Source organism: Pseudomonas sp. GW822-FHT03F08 (assembly GCF_058801265.1).
In genome coordinates, this window is the sequence record NZ_JBXANC010000007.1 from 222921 (window position 1) to 241907 (window position 18987).

Annotated in this window: 16 protein-coding genes; 13 read left to right on the forward strand and 3 right to left on the reverse strand. The window is 61.3% G+C overall.

The features are described 5' to 3' along the window. Positions 1-156: 156 nt before the first annotated feature. The 9 genes from AC1RME_RS19295 to pcaC all read left to right on the forward strand — a co-directional run bounded on the left by AC1RME_RS19295 (position 157) and on the right by pcaC (position 8328). A complete protein-coding gene (locus AC1RME_RS19295; RefSeq protein ID WP_003222404.1) occupies positions 157-1014 on the forward strand; it encodes a CoA transferase subunit A in 858 nt (285 codons plus the stop codon). Beyond that, positions 1014-1793 (forward strand): CoA-transferase subunit beta, encoded by a 780-nt coding sequence (locus tag AC1RME_RS19300; protein WP_096819489.1) that lies wholly within the window; start codon positions 1014-1016, stop codon positions 1791-1793. Before AC1RME_RS19295 ends, AC1RME_RS19300 begins: the two co-directional genes overlap by 1 nt. Then, a complete protein-coding gene (gene pcaF / locus AC1RME_RS19305; protein ID WP_493091634.1) occupies positions 1790-2995 on the forward strand; it encodes a 3-oxoadipyl-CoA thiolase in 1206 nt (401 codons plus the stop codon). Before AC1RME_RS19300 ends, pcaF begins: the two co-directional genes overlap by 4 nt. A gap of 36 nt (positions 2996-3031) precedes the next feature. Further along, complete coding sequence (gene pcaH / locus AC1RME_RS19310; protein ID WP_007957831.1) at positions 3032-3736, forward strand: protocatechuate 3,4-dioxygenase subunit beta; 705 nt, start codon at positions 3032-3034, stop codon at positions 3734-3736. 1 nt (position 3737) lies between these two features. Beyond that, positions 3738-4304, forward strand: coding sequence for a protocatechuate 3,4-dioxygenase subunit alpha (pcaG, locus tag AC1RME_RS19315; RefSeq protein WP_007957832.1), 567 nt, complete (start codon positions 3738-3740; stop codon positions 4302-4304). Between the two features lie 111 nt (positions 4305-4415). Next, positions 4416-5711 (forward strand): MFS family transporter, encoded by a 1296-nt coding sequence (locus AC1RME_RS19320; protein WP_096819486.1) that lies wholly within the window; start codon positions 4416-4418, stop codon positions 5709-5711. Between the two features lie 46 nt (positions 5712-5757). Then, positions 5758-7122 (forward strand): 3-carboxy-cis,cis-muconate cycloisomerase, encoded by a 1365-nt coding sequence (locus tag AC1RME_RS19325; RefSeq protein ID WP_096819485.1) that lies wholly within the window; start codon positions 5758-5760, stop codon positions 7120-7122. 11 nt (positions 7123-7133) lie between these two features. Further along, positions 7134-7925, forward strand: a complete 792-nt coding sequence (gene pcaD / locus AC1RME_RS19330; protein WP_096819484.1) for a 3-oxoadipate enol-lactonase — start codon at positions 7134-7136, stop codon at positions 7923-7925. Positions 7926-7935: 10 nt separating this feature from the next. Next, a complete protein-coding gene (gene pcaC / locus AC1RME_RS19335) occupies positions 7936-8328 on the forward strand; it encodes a 4-carboxymuconolactone decarboxylase (protein ID WP_025110738.1) in 393 nt (130 codons plus the stop codon). A 167-nt stretch (positions 8329-8495) separates the two neighbouring features. Here the strand turns inward: pcaC and AC1RME_RS19340 are convergent, their stop codons facing one another. Then, positions 8496-9752, reverse strand: coding sequence for an OprD family porin (locus AC1RME_RS19340; RefSeq protein ID WP_096819483.1), 1257 nt, complete (start codon positions 9750-9752; stop codon positions 8496-8498). Between the two features lie 586 nt (positions 9753-10338). On the opposite strand from AC1RME_RS19340, the gene AC1RME_RS19345 reads away from it, so the two are divergent. From AC1RME_RS19345 to AC1RME_RS19360, 4 genes are all read left to right on the forward strand, one after another. Beyond that, complete coding sequence (locus tag AC1RME_RS19345) at positions 10339-10599, forward strand: Os1348 family RiPP precursor (RefSeq protein WP_096819482.1); 261 nt, start codon at positions 10339-10341, stop codon at positions 10597-10599. Positions 10600-10698: 99 nt separating this feature from the next. After that, positions 10699-11175 carry a GNAT family N-acetyltransferase gene (locus tag AC1RME_RS19350; RefSeq protein WP_096819481.1) on the forward strand — a complete coding sequence of 159 codons (477 nt, stop codon included), beginning with the start codon at positions 10699-10701 and terminating at the stop codon, positions 11173-11175. Positions 11176-11190: 15 nt separating this feature from the next. Next, a complete protein-coding gene (locus AC1RME_RS19355; RefSeq protein ID WP_096819480.1) occupies positions 11191-12351 on the forward strand; it encodes an aKG-HExxH-type peptide beta-hydroxylase in 1161 nt (386 codons plus the stop codon). Positions 12352-12366: 15 nt separating this feature from the next. Next, positions 12367-14316 carry a multinuclear nonheme iron-dependent oxidase gene (locus tag AC1RME_RS19360; RefSeq protein WP_096819479.1) on the forward strand — a complete coding sequence of 650 codons (1950 nt, stop codon included), beginning with the start codon at positions 12367-12369 and terminating at the stop codon, positions 14314-14316. A 62-nt stretch (positions 14317-14378) separates the two neighbouring features. On the opposite strand, the gene emhC is transcribed toward AC1RME_RS19360, so the two are convergent. Next, the gene (emhC, locus tag AC1RME_RS19365) at positions 14379-15839 is read right to left on the reverse strand and encodes an efflux RND transporter outer membrane subunit EmhC (RefSeq protein WP_102621469.1); all 1461 of its coding nucleotides are present in this window, start codon (positions 15837-15839) and stop codon (positions 14379-14381) included. Beyond that, positions 15836-18985: an efflux RND transporter permease subunit EmhB gene (gene emhB, locus AC1RME_RS19370; RefSeq protein ID WP_096819477.1), complete on the reverse strand. Its 3150-nt coding sequence runs from the start codon at positions 18983-18985 to the stop codon at positions 15836-15838. Before emhB ends, emhC begins: the two co-directional genes overlap by 4 nt. Positions 18986-18987 lie beyond the last annotated feature (2 nt).

The following is an 18987-nucleotide window of genomic DNA, read 5'->3' on the forward strand; positions in this document are numbered from 1 at the left end:
ATCATTAGGTTGATAACAATCCGTTCGATAAACGAACACTCAGTCGATTATCGGATTGTTTGGCGAAAATCAGCGGCTTAATCTTCAGTGACTCCGGCGCACAACCTCGCGCCTTTTTATCACTGGCGATCCACTACAAAAACGGGAGCCCGCTCCATGGCTGAGATCCTTTCGCTGCACGACGCGGTGAAGCAATTCGTCAACGACGGCGACACCGTCGCGCTCGAAGGCTTCACTCACCTGATCCCTACGGCGGCAGGTCATGAAATCATTCGTCAGGGCAAGAAAGATCTGACCCTGGTGCGGATGACGCCTGACCTGATCTACGACCAACTGATCGGCGCCGGCTGTGCACGCAAGCTGATTTTCTCCTGGGGCGGCAACCCTGGCGTGGGTTCGCTGCACCGTCTGCGCGACGCGGTCGAGAAACAATGGCCACACGCGCTGGAAATCGAAGAACACAGCCACGCCGACCTGGCCAATGCCTACGTCGCCGGCGCCTCCGGCCTACCGTTTGCGGTGCTGCGGGCCTACGCCGGTTCTGACCTGCCGAAGGTCAACCCGTTGATCAAATCCGTAACGTGCCCGTTCACCGGCGAAGTGCTGGCGGCGGTGCCGTCGGTGCGCCCGGACGTGACGGTGATCCACGCCCAGAAAGCCGACCGTCAGGGCAACGTGTTGCTGTGGGGCATCCTCGGTGTGCAAAAAGAAGCCGCGCTGGCCGCCAAGCGTTGCATCGTCACCGTCGAAGAAATCGTCGACAACCTCAACGCGCCGATGAACGCCTGTGTGCTGCCGACCTGGGCCCTGAGCGCGGTCTGCCATGTGCCCGGTGGCGCGCATCCGTCCTACGCCCACGGTTACACCGAGCGTGACAACCGCTTCTATCAGGCGTGGGACCCGATCGCCCGCGACCGTGAGACGTTTACCGCGTGGATCAACGAATACATCCATGGCTGCGCTGACTTCAGTGAGTTCCAGGCCAAATTGGCCGCTGCTTCGGAGGCCAAGTAATGACTTACACCACCAATGAAATGATGACCGTCGCCGCGGCCCGTCGCCTGAAGAACGGCTCGGTGTGCTTCGTCGGCATCGGCCTGCCGTCGAAAGCCGCCAACCTGGCGCGCCTGACCTCTTCGCCGGACGTGGTGCTGATCTACGAGTCCGGCCCGATTGGCGCCAAACCCAGCGTATTACCGCTGTCGATCGGTGACGGCGAACTGGCGGAAACCGCCGACACCGTCGTACCGACCGGTGAGATTTTTCGCTATTGGTTGCAGGGCGGACGCATCGACGTCGGTTTTCTCGGCGCAGCGCAGGTCGACCGTTTCGGCAACATCAACACCACCGTGGTTGGCGACTATCACCAGCCGAAAGTGCGCTTGCCGGGTGCCGGTGGCGCGCCGGAGATCGCCGGCTCCGCGAAAAGCGTGCTGATCATCCTCAAACAGTCGGCGCGTTCGTTTGTCGACAAGCTCGATTTCATTACCTCGGTCGGCCATGGCGAGGGCGGCGATTCGCGCAAACGTCTGGGCCTGCCGGGCGCCGGCCCGGTCGGGATCATCACTGACCTGTGCATCATGGAGCCGGAAGAGGGCACCCACGAATTCGTGGTCACCGCACTGCACCCGGGCGTGACCCGCGAGCAAGTGGTCGCCGCCACCGGTTGGGCGATCCGTTTTGCCGACAGCGTTGCCACCAGCGCCGAACCCACCGAGGTCGAGCTGACCGCCCTGCGTGATCTCGAAGCGCGTACCGCGGCGGCCCACGGCCAGGCACCGGGAGAAGCATGATGCGCGACGTTTATATCTGCGATGCGATTCGTACCCCCATCGGTCGTTTCGGTGGCGGTCTGGCGGCTGTTCGCGCCGACGACCTGGCCGCCGTGCCGATCAAGGCCCTGATGGAGCGCAACCCGTCGGTGGACTGGAGCGCCATCGACGAAGTATTCCTCGGCTGCGCCAACCAGGCCGGCGAAGACAACCGCAACGTGGCGCGCATGGCGCTACTGCTGGCCGGTCTGCCGGACAGCGTTCCGGGTGTCACCCTCAATCGTCTCTGCGCGTCGGGCATGGACGCGATCGGCACGGCGTTCCGCGCCATCGCCAGTGGCGAAATGGAGCTGGCGATTGCCGGCGGTGTCGAGTCGATGTCCCGCGCGCCGTTCGTGATGGGCAAGGCTGACGCGGCGTTTTCGCGCAACATGAAACTGGAAGACACCACCATCGGCTGGCGTTTCATCAACCCGTTGATGAAGGCGCAGTACGGCGTCGACGCAATGCCGCAGACCGCCGACAACGTCGCCGACGACTATGAAGTGTCGCGCGAGGATCAGGACGCTTTCGCCTTGCGCAGTCAGCAACGGACGGCCGCCGCCCAGGCTGCCGGCTACTTCGCCGAGGAAATCGTCGAAGTGCGGATCGCCCACAAGAAGGGTGAAACCGTGGTCAGCCAGGACGAACACCCTCGCGCCGACACCACGATTGAAGCCCTGACCAAACTGAAGCCGGTCAACGGCCCGGACAAGACCGTCACCGCCGGCAACGCTTCGGGCGTCAACGACGGTGCCGCCGCGCTGATTCTGGCTTCGGCTGAAGCTGTGAAAAAACACGGTTTGACCGCTCGGGCCAAAGTGCTGGGCATGGCCAGTGCCGGGGTCGCGCCACGGGTGATGGGCATCGGCCCGGTGCCGGCGGTGCGCAAACTCACCGAGCGTCTTGGCGTGGCAGTTAGCGATTTCGATGTGATCGAACTCAACGAAGCGTTTGCCAGCCAAGGTCTGGCGGTATTACGCGAACTGGGACTGGCGGACGACGCGGCCCAAGTCAACCCGAACGGCGGCGCGATTGCCCTCGGTCATCCGCTGGGCATGAGCGGCGCGCGCCTGGTGCTGACCGCCCTGCATCAGCTGGAAAAGACCGGTGGCAAGAAAGGTCTGGCGACCATGTGCATCGGTGTCGGCCAGGGTCTGGCCCTGGCCATCGAACGCGTCTGACGCAAGCCGTGACGAACAAGAACAGAGGAAAGCGAAATGACTGACAAGCCTGGTTACCGCCGCCCGCAGGAAGGCACCCAGCCGCCGTACCTGCACCCGAATTATCAATCCACCAATTTGCGCTCGCCGTCCAAGCCGTTGGTGTTCCTGCCGCATTCGCTGTCGGAAATCACCGGCCCGACCATCGGCGCCGAGCGTGTGGCCGACACCGACAACGATCTGACTGCCCAGCATCAGGGCGAGCCCCTTGGTGAGCGGATTATCATTCACGGCCGTGTACTCGATGAAGACGGTCTGCCGGTGCCGGGGATTCTGGTGGAGATCTGGCAGGCCAACGCCGCCGGTCGCTACAACCACGCCCGTGATCTGCACGACGCACCGCTGGACCCGAATTTCACCGGCACCGGCCGCACCGTGACCGACGCCGACGGCTGGTATCAGTTCCAGACCATCAAGCCCGGCGCCTATCCGTGGGGCAACCACCACAACGCCTGGCGCCCGGCGCACGTGCATTTCTCGCTGTTCGGGCCGAGCATCCTGACGCGTCTGGTCACGCAAATGTATTTCCCCGGCGACCCATTGCTGCCGTATGACCCGATCTACAACTGCGTGCCGGACACCTCGGCCAAGGAACGCCTGATCGCCGCTTTCGATCTGGAAAAAACCATTCCGTCCTACGCCCTCGCTTATCGCTGGGACATCGTGCTGCGCGGCCGCGAAGCCACGCCGATGGAGAAATGAGATGACCCTGACTGCGACCACGTCCCACACCGTCGGGCCGTATTACCACATCGGCCTGACCTGGCTGAACCGCGAGAACCTCGCCAACGAACTGACCCTCGGCCAGCGCGTGGCGATCAGCGGGCAAGTGGTGGATGGCAACGGCGATGTCGTCAACGACGCCATGCTCGAAGTCTGGCAGGCCAACGCCGCCGGCAAATACGATCACCCGGAAGACGAACAGGCCAAACCGCTGGACCCGAACTTCGAAGGTTTCGGCCGGGTGCCGGTGGATGCCGAAGGGCGCTTCCGTTTCACCACGATCAAACCGGGCACGGTCGAAGGCCTGAAAGGCTCGACCCAGGCGCCGCATCTGGTGGTGCTGGTGTTTGCGCGCGGGTTGGTGAAGCACTTGCTGACGCGGATTTATTTCGAGGGCGATCCGGCGAACGTCAATGATCCGCTGCTCGAATGCGTACCGGCCGAGCGCCGCACCACGTTGCTGGCCAAGCCGGATGCGGCGGGTGTTTATCAGTGGAATGTGATCCTGCAGGGCACTGACGCGGAAACCGTGTTCTTCGATTATTGAAAGAACACTGCACCTTCCCTGCCACAGGGAAGGTGTGTCGCTGATCCAATGTGGAACGGGATTGTTGCGAAGTGTGTCTAGACTCTCACTGTCCCTATCGAGTGAAAAACAATGACAACCACCACAGCTCATTACACCGGTGAGGAGCGCAGCAAGCGCATCTTCGCCATTGTCGGCGCCTCGTCCGGCAACCTGGTCGAATGGTTCGACTTCTACGTCTACGCCTTCTGCGCGATCTATTTCGCCCCGGCGTTTTTTCCCTCTGACAACCCCACGGTGCAGCTGGTCAACACGGCAGGCGTGTTCGCGGCCGGGTTCCTGATGCGACCGATCGGCGGCTGGATCTTCGGCCGAGTGGCGGACAAGCACGGGCGCAAGAATTCGATGCTGATCTCGATTCTGATGATGTGTTTCGGCTCGTTGCTCATTGCCTGTCTGCCGACCTACAACAGCATCGGGGTCTGGGCGCCGGTGCTGTTGCTGTTCGCGCGCCTGTTGCAGGGCTTGTCGGTGGGCGGTGAGTACGGCACCACCGCGACCTACATGAGCGAAGTGGCACTCAAGGGCCAGCGCGGTTTCTTCGCCTCGTTCCAGTACGTGACGTTGATCGGCGGGCAACTGCTGGCGGTGCTGGTGGTGGTGATCCTGCAGCAATTCCTCTCTGAAGATGAACTGCGGGCCTACGGCTGGCGGATTCCATTTGTGGTCGGGGCGGTGGCGGCGCTGATTTCGTTGTTCCTGCGTCGCGCCCTGAAAGAAACCACCAACAAGGAAATACGCGAACACAAAGACGCCGGCAGCATCCGGGCGCTGTTCCGCGATCACAAGGCTGCGTTCATCACCGTCCTCGGCTATACCGCCGGTGGCTCGCTGATTTTCTACACCTTCACCACGTACATGCAGAAGTACCTGGTGAACACCGCCGGCATGCACGCCAAGACCGCGAGCTTCATCATGACCGGCGCGCTCTTCTTATATATGTGCATGCAGCCACTGTTCGGCATGCTCGCCGACAAGATCGGCCGGCGTAACTCGATGCTCTGGTTCGGCGCCCTCGGTACGCTGTTCACTGTGCCGATCCTGTTGAGCCTGAAAAGCGTCAGCAGCCCGTTCCTGGCCTTTGTGCTGATCACCGTGGCGCTGGCGATCGTCAGTTTCTACACCTCGATCAGCGGCCTGGTGAAAGCCGAAATGTTCCCGCCGGAAGTCCGCGCCCTCGGCGTCGGCCTGGCCTACGCGGTGGCTAACGCGATCTTCGGCGGTTCGGCCGAATACGTGGCCCTGAGCCTGAAAGCCGGGGGCATGGAAAACGCCTTCTACTGGTACGTCACGGTGATGATGGCGGTGGCGTTCCTGTTCAGCCTGCGCCTGCCGAAACAGGCCGCCTACTTGCACCACGATCTCTAAACCGAAGTGCGCGGGTCACAACGGCCCGCGCCTGCAAGGACTGTTTATGACTCAGCGACCGGGCAATCAATTGTTCGATGCCTATTTCACTGCCCGCGATATGCGCGACGTGTTCTGCGATCAGGGCCGGGTGCAGGCGATGCTCGACTTCGAAGCGGCGCTGGCCCGGGCCGAAGCGCGGGTCGGGGTGATTCCGGCGAGTGCTGTGGCATCCATCGAAAACGCCTGTCGCGCCGAGCTGTTTGATTTCGCCGCGTTGGGCGAAGCCATCGCCACGGCGGGCAATTCGGCGATTCCGCTGGTCAAGGCGTTGGGCAAACGGATTGCCGCAACCAATGTCGAGGCCGAGCGCTATGTGCATCTGGGCGCCACCAGCCAGGACGTGATGGATTCCGGGCTGGTGCTGCAATTGCGTCAGGCGCTGGAACTGATCGAAGGGGAGCTGGCGCAATTGGCCGACGCCCTCGCGGCCCAGGCGCAACGCTACTCGGCGACGCCACTGGCCGGACGCACCTGGCTGCAACATGCAACACCGGTGACCCTCGGCATGAAGATCGCCGGTTGGCTCGGTGCAATCACTCGCAGCCGACAGCGTCTTCGCGAACTCAAGCCGCGCCTGCTGGTGCTGCAATTCGGCGGCGCCTCGGGCACCCTCGCAGCGCTGGGCGAACAGGCATTGCCGATTGCCCATGCGCTGGCCGAAGAACTGCAACTGACCCTGCCGGAACAACCGTGGCACACCCAGCGTGATCGCATCGTCGAGTTCGGCGCGGTGCTCGGTCTGATCGCCGGCAGCCTCGGCAAATTCGGCCGCGACATCAGCCTGTTGATGCAGACCGAAGCGGCAGAAGTATTTGAACCTTCAGCGCCGGGCAAGGGCGGTTCCTCGACCATGCCGCACAAGCGCAACCCGGTGGGCGCGGCGGTGTTGATCGGTGCGGCGACCCGCGTGCCTGGTCTGGTCTCGACGCTGTTCAGCGCCATGCCTCAGGAGCACGAGCGCAGCCTCGGCTTGTGGCACGCCGAATGGGAAACCTTGCCGGACATCTGCTGCCTGGTGTCGGGTGCGCTGCAACAGGCGCGACTGCTGGCCGACGGTCTGGAAGTCGATGCCGCGCGCATGGCCCGCAACCTGGAATTGACCCAAGGCCTGGTGCTGGCCGAAGCAGTGAGCATCGTCCTCGCGCAACGGGTCGGCCGCGACACCGCGCATCATGTGCTCGAACAATGCTGCAAACGGGCGGTGGCTGAACAACGCCATCTGCGTGCGGTACTCGGCGACGAACCGCAAGTGACCGCCGAACTCAGCGCTACCGAACTGGATCATCTGCTCGATCCCGCCCGTTACCTCGGTCAGGCGCAGGTCTGGGTCGAGCGTGCGGTGGCCGAACATCACGCGTTATCTGTCTGAAGGAGAGGGCTGTGGCTTTCGTTCAACTCGCCGATGGCGAACTGCATTACTCATTGGAAGGCCCGGTCGATGCGCCGGTGCTGGTGCTGTCCAACTCGCTGGGCACCGATCTGCACATGTGGGACGCCCAGATGCCGGCGTTCACCGAGCACTTTCGCGTGCTGCGTTTCGACACCCGTGGCCACGGCCAGTCGCTGGTGACGCCGGGCCCTTACAGCATCGAGCAACTGGGCCGCGACGTGCTGGCACTGCTGGATGCGCTGCACATCGAACGTGCGCATTTCTGCGGTCTGTCGATGGGCGGCTTGATCGGTCAGTGGCTGGGGATCAATGCCGGTCAGCGGCTGAACAAACTGATCGTCTGCAACACGGCGGCGAAAATCGGCGATCCGTCGGTGTGGAACCCGCGCATCGAAACCGTGCTGCGCGACGGCCCGGCGGCGATGGTCGCGTTGCGCGATGCATCGATTGCCCGTTGGTTTACCCCGGACTTTTCTGCCGCCCATCCGGCAGCGGCCAAGCAGATCACCGACATGCTGGCCGCGACCAATCCTGAAGGTTACGCCGCCAACTGCGCGGCGGTGCGCGATGCGGATTTCCGTGAGCAGTTATCGTCGATCAAGGCGCCGCTACTGGTGATCGCCGGTACTGAAGACGCAGTGACGCCGCCGTCCGGCGGACATTTCATTCAGGAACATGTGCGCGGCGCCGAGTACGCCGAGTTTTACGCAGCGCACCTTTCCAACGTTCAGGCCGGCGACGCGTTCAGCGACCGCGTGCTGACATTTCTGCTGGCCGCTTGAGGGGATTTCCGTGGACGAGAAACAACGTTATGACGACGGCATGCAAGTGCGCCGCGCGGTCCTCGGCGACGCCCATGTCGATCGCAGCCTGACCACGCTGACCGAGTTCAACTCGGAGTTCCAGGAAATGATCACCCGTCATGCCTGGGGCGACATCTGGACCCGTCCGGGCCTGCCGCGCCACACCCGTAGCCTGATCACCATCGCCATGCTGATCGGCATGAACCGCGAAGGCGAACTCAAGTTGCACCTGCGCGCAGCGGCCAACAATGGCGTGAGCCGTGGCGAGATCAAGGAAGTGATCATGCAGAGCGCGATCTACTGCGGAATTCCGGCGGCGAATGCGACCTTTCATCTGGCCGAGTCGGTGTGGGATGAGTTGGGTGTCGAATCCCGAGAGTGAAAGCGTTCAAGCGGACGTCATCGCTAGCCGGTTCGCGATGGCGGCCGTGGCTCTGATCAATCAAACCCTGGGAAGCGAAGAGGGTGGGTCACCTGAGTCCTTCAGGTGCTCCCTCTCTACTCGGCGGCTGGCGGCGTGCCATTAATCCTGACGGATGGCACAGCGACCTAGAGCAGGCTGATCGGGTAACTGATGATCAACCGGTTCTCGTCGAACTCGTTGTTGCTGAAGTCGCGACGCATGGTCGAGTTGCGCCATCTGACGTTCAGATTCTTCAGCGTGCCGCTCTGCACGGTGTAGCCCAGTTCCGATTCGCGGCCCCATTCCTTGCCGTCGGTGATGGTGCCGGTGTGCACATTGTCGCCGCTGATGTAGCGGTTCATCAGGGTCAGGCCGGGCACGCCGAGGGCGGCGAAGTTGTAGTCGTGGCGCAGTTGCCAGGAACGTTCCCGGGCGTTGTCGTAGCTTGAGTTGTAGCTGTCGTTGGCGAGGGTGCCGCCGCTGGTGCCGTTGACCCGCATCCAGGCGCTGTCGCCCGTGAGTTTTTGCAGGCCGACGTAGAAGGTGTTGCCGCCGTATCGCGCGGAGAACATCCCCGACCAGGTCTTGTTGTCGAGCTCGCCGGCCCGGGCGCTGCCGTCGTCCTTGCCGTAGAAGAAACCGAGGTTGGCGCCGAGGGTCCAGTCGCCCAGTGGCTGGCTGTGGATCAGATTGACGTACTGCTGGCTGTAGATGTCCTTGAGTTCGGCGTTCCACAGGCCGATCTGCGTGCGCTTGTCATTGAACGCGTATTCGCCGCCCTGAAAGTTGAAGCGGTCGGAGGTGAACGCGGCTTTGCCGAACATCGACATGTCGCTCATGCTGCTGTCGTCACGGGGGCTGTTGGCGCGGAACTGGCCGCCATACAGGGTCAGGCCGGCGATTTCCTTCGAGGTGATCTGCCCGCCGCGAAAGGTCTGCGGCAGCGAGCGGCCGTCGTCCGAACGCAGGATCGGCAGCACCGGCATCCATTCGCCGACCTTGATTTCGGTCTGCGACAGCTTGGCCTTGAACGCCACGTTGGTGCGACCAAAGTTGTCCGCCGGGCGACCGTCATGATCCAGCGGCAACAGTTGCGTGCCACCAGTGCCTTTGCCGCCATCGAGTTTCATCGAGTACAGCCCCAACACGTCCATGCCGAAACCGACGGTGCCCTGGGTGAAACCGGACTTGGCGTCGAGGATAAAGCTTTGCGTCCACTCTTCGGCCTTGCCCTGAGCCTTGGTCGGGTTGGTGAAATTGCGATTGATGTAGAAGTTGCGCAGGTTCAGGTCGGCCTTGGCCCCTTCGACGAAACCGGCTTCTTCGGCCACGACGGGCAAAGCGGCGCCGGCCAGTGCCAGGGCGATCAGGCTGAGTGCGTAAGGTGTTGTGGAACGTGTCATGGGCTCGGGTCTCTCTAATTGTTTGGGATGAAGCAGTTCGCAGCCGCAACCGGAGGTTGCAGACAAGAAACGGACTCGATGAAACGAAGGGCGGGATCAGCCCGAGCGGGGAGGACGCGTGGTCATGGGGATGAACCTGTTTTTATTGGTTTTGTTGGTGTGGGCAATGGTGAGGGGGATCGGCACGGGGATTCAATCGGGGTAAACAGGGTTTTGTGCGATTATCGAACGCTAATCGGCGAGGGTTTTATTTCCCGTTCTCAGCGCATTCTTAATGAAATCCCGTGTTTATGTTTCGTATTAACGAGTTGTTCCGGCGGCGTTCTATTAATGGCGATTGTGGATGTGCTTATTTCTTTAGTTGTAGGAAATTACCTACAGTAATTGTTGTAATAAAGGCTCTCTCAATCATCGCGGGTTCAACTTAATAATTGGCGTTATCGCTTATCGTGAAAAGGTTTAACGGGAAGCTGCGTTGTAACTGGCAAAGGAAACAGGCATTGCTATATTCAAAATTCTCGAAAGGGGCAGGGAGGTTTGTTGTCGCTCTCGAGAGAATTAATTATTGATAACAAGGAGAGATAACATGCCTGCAAAAGTGAATCAGGAACGTCTCGCGACGGTGGTTGGTCGTGCCCTTATTGATAAGGACTTTGCGGAACAGTTGCACAAGGATGCTGAAGGCGCGGCCAAGGGCATTGGTGTGCACTTGAGCGCAACCGAACTGAGCGCCGTCAAGAATATTGATGTGGCAAAACTGGGCACCGCGGGGGCGGGTATTCGCGACAAACTGGGAACGGCTGCGATCTTTGACCAGCAACAACAGATTCAGGCACGGATGGACTGATGCCCGGGGGGCTGTTTGGCGTGTCGTGGAGCGGCGATCCGGCTCTGTGCGCGCCAAATGGCCCGATTGCAAAGTGCATGCAGAGGGAGTGAGCGACGTATGTCAGTCACCTTGATTCCCATGGACGACGCGGACTTTGTGACGTTCACCGAAAGGGCGGTCGACGAGTATGCCCAAGGCATGGTCGCCTCGGGAGAATGGAGCCAGGCAGAAGCCTCGCACCGATCCGCCACGGCTTTCGCGCAGTTGCTGGACAAGGGACGGCTGACCGAAAACCATCAGCTCTGGGTGATCCGGGACAACCAGCGACGCATCGGCGAGTTGTGGATCGCCCGTCGACATGTCGGCACGAAGCCGATTGCCTTCATCCTGGATATCTACATCGAGCCTGGCGAGCGCCGTCAGGGTCATGCCCGGCAATCGATGCTGGCCGCCGAAACCTGGGCGCGCCAGAACGACTGCGAGGAAATGCGTCTGCATGTGTTTGGCCGCAACCTGCCGGCGCGTGGTCTTTATGAACAATTGGGCTATGACATCGCCAGTCTGACCATGGCGAAACCATTGCCGCCTGCCTGAAAGGATGGTTGAAAAATGGATATTGGAAACCACGGCGAATTTGATTCGACGGTTGATGACTTGTTTAAAGGGAACACATTTCTTGCCGATGCCAGATATTCAAGATTTGAAATATTACTTGAACATGTCAGTCGCAATCGTTTCACCATCTTCATGGTTTTATATGCCGAATTATTCAAGTTGTTTTCCGGAGAATCGCGGTTCTCGGTGTTTTTCGATCAGGCGGTGGAACTTGTATTGCTGCCACCCCGTGAGCAGGCCTCGATTATCAATGACCCGGTTTTTCAGATATGGACTGGGCAGGCGTTTCGTTTAACCAATCACTTTCTGGTCGGAAAGTCAGAGAATACTGCCGAACTGGAAAAGACATTATTCGAGTTTCCCGAGATGCTCGACAGGGTCAAGGCCCGGAGCAAGTCGGTCGTGGTTCAGAACGACCCGCCGGTCTACCGGTTCGACGCCGATCCGCTGATCATGCAGGCCACGCCGCCCAGTTATGAATTCCCGGAAGACGAGGCGACCCGCAAGCGTCTGGAGCGCGGCGGTGTTTCCAGTCGGTTCTTCGCTGACGTGGTAAAGATTGCCTTGTTGCGGATCGAGCACACCTGGCCGGCCTGCCGCGAACAGATGAAGTCTCTGATCAAATCCATTTGTTACCTGCCGGACGGTACCTTTCGCAGTTGTTCGGCTTCGCGCTACACCGGCGTCATCCTTCTGGCGAGCCGGGATGACTCGATTCTCGATCTTGAGGAATCCCTGGTGCATGAGGCGACTCATCAGTTGCTTTATCACGTCGTCGAGGTGTCGGCGGTCGTCGACCCCGATGCTTCGCAGGAGGCGTCATTCAGCTTGCCGTGGTCGGGCCAGAAACGTGACCTGTATGGCTACTTTCATGCGTTTTACGTGTACATCGCGCTGGTCAAGTACATGGAACGGGTGCGGTCGCGTTCCGACGAGGAATTGCAGCGGGCGCAGAACCGTCTGCTGTTCATTCTGCGGGGGTTGATCCGGGCCTTGCCGGACCTTCAAGGCAGTGAGGATTTCACGCCCCACGGGCGCCAGTTGCTGGAAAACCTTGCCGCCGAGGTGCGGGCCATGGAGAGCAAATACGCCGGACGGCTCGCCGCTGCGGCGCCATTGACCACGACGCCACCGGTATTGGGTGCAACGGCCTGAGCCCGGGAGGCAATCATGACGATGTTTGATGCTTCGCGGTTTCCCGAGGCCGGGGTAGGGCTGGAGTATCACTTGCCCCGGCACCGGGTTGCGGATCATGCAGTCGATCCGACTCTGGAGCGGATCCTCGCCGAAGGCCTGCCATATTTCGATTACCTGGAGTTTCAGCCGACCCACAGCATCCTCGAGCCGCGACTGCTCGAAGTCGGGGAGCAGACGCCCAGCCTGTTGCATTCCTCCAGCCTGTCTCTCGGCAGTGTGGGCATCGCGATGGATCGCGAGTTTCTGCAGATGACCCGACGGCTGTGCGACAGAACCCGATCACCCTGGCTGGCCGAGCACATTTCCTGGTCGCGGTTTCACGGCGGCGACACCCAGCACTTCATCTTGCCGACCCTGGCAGCGGAAGTGGCCGACACGGTGGTTGCCAACGCCCTTGAGCTGCAAGCGCTGACCGCGACACCGCTGGTGCTGGAAAACGCGCCACGTCTGTTTTCATTGGCCGACGCCCCCGAGCAGTCGGAAGGCGAATTCATTTCAAGCGTGGTGCAGCGCAGCGGTGCGGGGTTTCTGCTGGATCTGGACAGCGCCATCACCACCGCCAAAGCGCTGGGTTACGACTTCAAGGATTACTTGCGTTCGTTGCCGCTGGATCGGCTGATTGAAATCCACACCGGGCATCCGCGTCGGGACTGGGACCTGTTGGCGCAGCTGTTTGCGGTGTCCCCGGTCAGGGCGGTGACGCTGGAATGGGACATCGCCGACAGAACCGACGATGCACAACTGGAGGTCCTGATTCGCGACATCAAGCGTCTCAAGCCCAGGGATATGTTCTGGCAGGGCCGCGAGCCGCCGCCAGCGCCGGACACTCCGGCCCTCGAGCCCGGCTCGTTGCTCAAGCTCAGGGAAAGCGTGTGGTTCAGTGTCGGGTCTTCATCCTTTGCGCTGCGGGATCGGCAGTCGGGCCTGAGTCTGGATTTCTGCCTGACGTTGCTGCCGTTGTTGAACCACTTCATGACCCCGCATTCGCTTGAGAGTGCGCTGATGCTGCCGGGCGTTTTGAATAGCCCGGAGCAGGGCAGTCATCTGGCTTTTTTGCAGGCGCTGGTGAGTCACGGGATTGTGCAGCCTGTCGCAGGTCCGCGGGACAGGGTGCACAGGCAACCGCTCAAGCTCTGGTCGCGCTGGGAGGCGGCGCTGGAGTTTTACCTCAGCACCCGCACCGGTTTGCAGACGCCCTACGTCAGCGTCGTCGAGCTTGAGGCCGAGCTTGAACAGAAGGCCTCGCAGCAGCGTCAGCCGTCATCCTTCAAGGACTATCACTCTCATCCTTTCATTGCCCTGGAAAACCCGCTGCTGGTGCCCGGCGAGACCCTCGCCGAAACGACACTGCTTGATTCGCTGTGCGCCCGGCGTACGTCTCGGGCGTTCAGCGGCAAGCCGTTGACCCCGACGCAATTGTCCCTGCTGCTCTATTACACCTGGGGCGTGACCGCGATGGAGCCGAACGGTATGGGCGATTATTTCCTGAAGAAAACCTCGCCCTCCGGCGGCTCGCTGCAAGCCACCGAGGTGTATGCGGTGCTGATGAATGTGCAGGGTTTCGAACGGGGGCTTTATCACTACTCCGTACGTCGTCACGGATTGGAGTTGCTGTCGCGGGAAGATCCTAGAACCTGGATCAGCGAGGCCAGTGGCGGGCAACCCTGGGTGAAGGACGCGGCCGCGGTGTTCGTGTCCACCGCGCGGGTCGAGCGGTTGTCCTGGAAGTACGAGTTCAGCCGGGCGCTGCGGGTGGCGCTGATGGATGCGGGGCACCTGAGCCAGACGTTTTCACTGGTGGCCACCGCGCTGAACCTCGGGTGTTTCACCACGGCGGCGCTGCGCGATGAAATGTTCGAAAACCGCCTGGGGCTCGATTATCTGGAAGAACCGGTGTTTCTGCTCAACGGTGTCGGCGGCTGAAGGCGTTGCGCAGACAACAAAAAGCCCACCGAATGGTGGGCTTTTTGTTTATCGCGAGACGATCAGAACAACTTCATCTTCGGCGCTTCTTCTTTCAGCGGCTCGTTCTGCGCGGTTTGCGCATTCCAGCCACCACCCAATGCCTTGTACAGGTTGACCGCACTGGTCAACTGCGCGAGGCGGTCGGTGATCAGGGCCTGTTGGGCGCTGAACAGCTGACGCTGGGCATCGAGGAAGGTCAGGTTGCTGTCGACGCCAATGCGGTAGCGACGTTCGGCCAGACGGTAGTAATCCTGGTTGGCCTGAACGAAGTCACGCTGCGCCTGCAACTGCTCGGTGTAGGTCTGGCGCGCGGCCAGGCCGTCGGCGACTTCCTGGAAGGCCGTTTGAATGGACTTCTCGTAGTTCGCCACGCCAATGTCCTTCTGGATCTTGGCGTAGTCGAGGCTGGCGCGCAGGCTGCCGGCGTTGAAGATCGGCAGGTTGATCTGCGGCTGGAACAGCCACGTGCCCGAACCGCCCTTGAACAGGCCGGACAGGTCCGGGCTCAGGCTGCCCGCGTTGGCGGTCAGGCTGATGCTCGGGAAGAACGCTGCACGGGCCGCGCCGATGTTGGCGTTGGCCGCCTTCAGGTTGTACTCGGCCTGAAGGATGTCCGGACGACGTTGCAGCAGATCCGACGGCAGACCGGCCGGCACATCGCTGAGCAGGTCATCCGACAGCGGTTTGGCCGCTTGCAGGTTGGCCGGCACGCCGGTGCCGAGCAGCAGGGTCAGGCTGTTTTCGTCCTGAGCGACCTGGCGGGTGTAGCGCGCCAGTTGTGCGCGGGCGTTTTCAACCGAGGTGCGCGACTGCGCCAGGTCCAGCGCCGAAGCCACACCGACTTCGTTGCTGCGGCTGGTCAGCTTGTAGCTTTCCTCGAAGGCACCGAGGGTGTCCTGAGTCAGCTTCAGCAGTTCCTTGTCGGCCTGCCAGGTCAGGTAGGCGTTGGCCACGCTGGCCACCAGGCTGATCTGGGTGCTGCGGCGCGCTTCTTCGGTGGCGAAGTATTGTTGCAGCGCTTGTTCGCTCAGGCTGCGAACCCGACCGAACAGATCGAGTTCGTAGGCGCTGATGCCGACGGTGGCGGTGTACGAACTGGTGATGTTCGCTTCACCGGTCTGCGACGCACGGGCCGGAACCCGCTGACGGCTGCCGCTGGCATTGGCCGACACCGCCGGGAACAGGTCGGCACGCTGGATGCGGTACTGAGCGGCATAGGCGTCGATGTTCAGCGCCGCGACACGCAGGTCGCGGTTGTTTTCCAGGGCGACCTGGATCAGCTGTTGCAGGGCAGGGTCATGGAAAAACTGCTTCCAGCCTTGCTCGGCAGCGGCCTGCGCCGGTGCCTGGGCCGGCGAGTACGCCGGGCCCTGCGGGAATTGCGCGGCCACCGGTGCTTGCGGCTGCTGATAATCCGGTATCAGCGAGCAACCGCTCAGCACGAAGGCGGCGACTGCGATGGAGAGTAGCGACTTGCTCATTGGCCAGCCTCTTTAGGAGTTTCTATGGCGTCATCCTTGCCGGCGTTTTTGCGCTGGCCCATGGACGACACAGTGACGAAGAACAGTGGGACCCAGAAAATCGCCAGGATCGTGGCCGTGAGCATACCGCCAATCACGCCGGTACCGATCGCGTGTTGACTGCCCGAGCCTGCGCCGGTGGAGATCGCCAACGGTACAACACCGAGGACGAAGGCCAGCGACGTCATGATGATCGGTCGCAGACGCATGCGGCAGGCTTCGATCGCTGCATCGCGCAGACTGCGCCCTTGCTCGTGCAGCTCCTTGGCGAATTCGACGATCAGAATGGCGTTTTTAGCCGCCAGACCGATGGTCGTCAACAGACCTACCTGGAAGTACACGTCGTTCGACAGGCCGCGCAGGCTGGTGGCCATCAGCGCACCGATGATCCCCAGCGGCACCACGAGCATGACCGCGATCGGAATCGACCAGCTTTCATACAGCGCCGCCAGACACAGGAACACCATCAGCAGCGACAGAGCGTACAGCGCTGGCGCTTGCGAGCCGGACAGACGTTCCTCGTAGGACAGACCGGTCCAGGAGATACCGACACCTGGCGGCAGCTTGGCGGCAATCGCTTCGACTTCGGCCATCGCTTCACCGGTCGAGTAGCCCGGCGCCGGAGAACCGAGGATCTCCATCGCTTCTACACCGTTGTAGCGCGCCAGTTTCGGCGAACCGTAGATCCACTCGCCCTTGGCGAACGCGGAGAACGGAACCATGGTGCCGGCGCTGTTGCGCACGTACCACTTCTTCAGGTCTTCAGGGCTCATGCGAGCACCGGCCTGACCTTGCACGTAAACCTTCTTCACACGACCGCGGTCGATGAAGTCGTTGACGTAGCTACTACCGAAGGAGATCGACAGGGTGCTGTTGATGTCGGAAAGGCTCAAGCCCAGGGCACGGGCCTTCTCGTCGTCGATTTCCAGATGGTATTGCGGCTCGTCGTTCAGGCCGTTCGGACGGACCTGATAGAGCACCTTGCTCTGCGCAGCCATGCCGAGGAACTGGTTACGGGCTTCCATCAACTTGTCGTGACCGATACCGGCGCGGTCCTGCAGGAACACGTCGAAACCGGTGGCGTTACCCAACTCCAGTACGGCCGGCGGGGCGAAGGCAAACACCATCGCATCGCGGAAAGTGAAGAAGTGCTGCTGGGCGCGTTGAGCCAGGGCAAACACGCTGTTGTTCGCGTCACGCTCGTGCCATGGCTTGAGCATGATGAACGCAAGACCCGAGCTCTGGCCGCGACCGGCGAAGTTGAAGCCGTTCACGGTGAACACCGAGGCTACCGAACTGGATTCTTTATCCAGCAGGTAGGTACGCATTTCATCGATCACCACCTGCGTGCGTTCGGCACTGGAACCGGCAGGCGTCTGTACCTGGGCGAACAGTACGCCCTGGTCTTCTTCCGGCAGGAACGCGGTCGGAATGCGGGTGAACAGCCAGATCATGCCGACCACGATCAGGATGTAGGCCAGCAGGTACGGCGCCTTGCGCTGCAGGATGTTGCCGACGCCGCGCTCGTAGCTGCGAACGCTACGGTCGAAGTTGCGGTTGAACCAGCCGAAGAAACCGCGTTTCGGCGTGCCGTGCTCGCCTTTCGGAATCGCCTTGAGCATGGTGGCGCAGAGTGCCGGGGTGAAGATCAGCGCGACCATTACCGACAGGGCCATGGCCGAGACGATGGTGATCGAGAACTGACGGTAGATCACACCGGTGGAACCGCTGAAGAACGCCATCGGCAGCAGTACCGCCGACAGTACGAGGGCGATACCGACCAGTGCGCCCTGGATCTGGCCCATGGACTTCTTGGTCGCTTCCTTCGGTGACAGGCCTTCTTCGGCCATCACCCGCTCGACGTTTTCCACCACGACGATGGCGTCGTCCACCAGCAAGCCGATGGCCAGCACCATACCGAACATGGTCAGGGTGTTGATGCTGAAACCGGCGGCCGCGAGGATGCCGAACGTACCGAGCAATACCACCGGCACGGTCATCGTGGTGATGACAGTGGCGCGGAAGTTCTGCAGGAACAGGAACATCACCAGGAACACCAGCGCGATCGCTTCGACCAGGGTTTCAACCACACCCTTGATCGATTCGGTCACCACCGGGGTGGTGTCGTACGGGAACACCACTTCCATGCCTTGCGGGAAGAACGGCTTGAGGTCGTCAATCGTCTTGCGCAGGGCCTTGGCGGTGTCGAGGGCGTTGGCACCGTTGGCCAGTTTCACCGCCAGACCGGAAGCCGGTTTGCCGTTGAACTGCGCCGCGATACTGGAGTTCTCACCACCCAAGCCGACGTCGGCAACATCGCCGACACGCACTTGCGAGCCATCCTGGTTGACCTTCAGCAGAATCGCCTTGAACTGCTCGGCAGTCTGCAGGCGGGTCTTGCCGATGATCGTGGCGTTCAGTTGCTGGCCTGGCAGCGCCGGCAGACCGCCGAGCTGACCGGAGGAAATCTGCACGTTCTGCGCCGAGATCGCGGCGCTGACATCGGCCGGGGTCAGGTTGTACTTGTTCAGCTTGGCCGGGTCGAGCCAGATGCGCATCGCGTACTGGGCACCGAAGACCTGGAAGTCACCGACACCGGCAGTCCGCGAGATCGGGTCCTGCATGTTCGACACGATGTAGTTGGACAGGTCGTCCTTGGACATGCTGCCGTCACGCGATACCACGCCGATTACCAGCAGGAAGTTCTTCACTGCCTTGGTCACGCGGATACCCTGTTGCTGCACTTCCTGCGGCAACAGCGGGGTGGCCAGGTTCAGCTTGTTCTGGACCTGGACCTGCGCGGTGTCGGAGTTGGTGCCTTGCTCGAAGGTCGCGGTGATGGTCATGCTGCCGTCGGAGTTACTTTCCGACGACACATAACGCAGGTTGTCGATACCGTTGAGCTGTTGCTCGATCACCTGCACCACGGTGTCCTGAACCGTTTGTGCCGAAGCACCCGGGTAGGTCACGGAAATCGCAATGGCCGGTGGCGCAATGCTCGGGTACTGGTTGATCGGCAACTTGAGGATCGATAGAGCCCCGACCAGCATGATCACCAGGGCAATTACCCAGGCGAAAATCGGACGGTCGATAAAAAATTTCGACATGA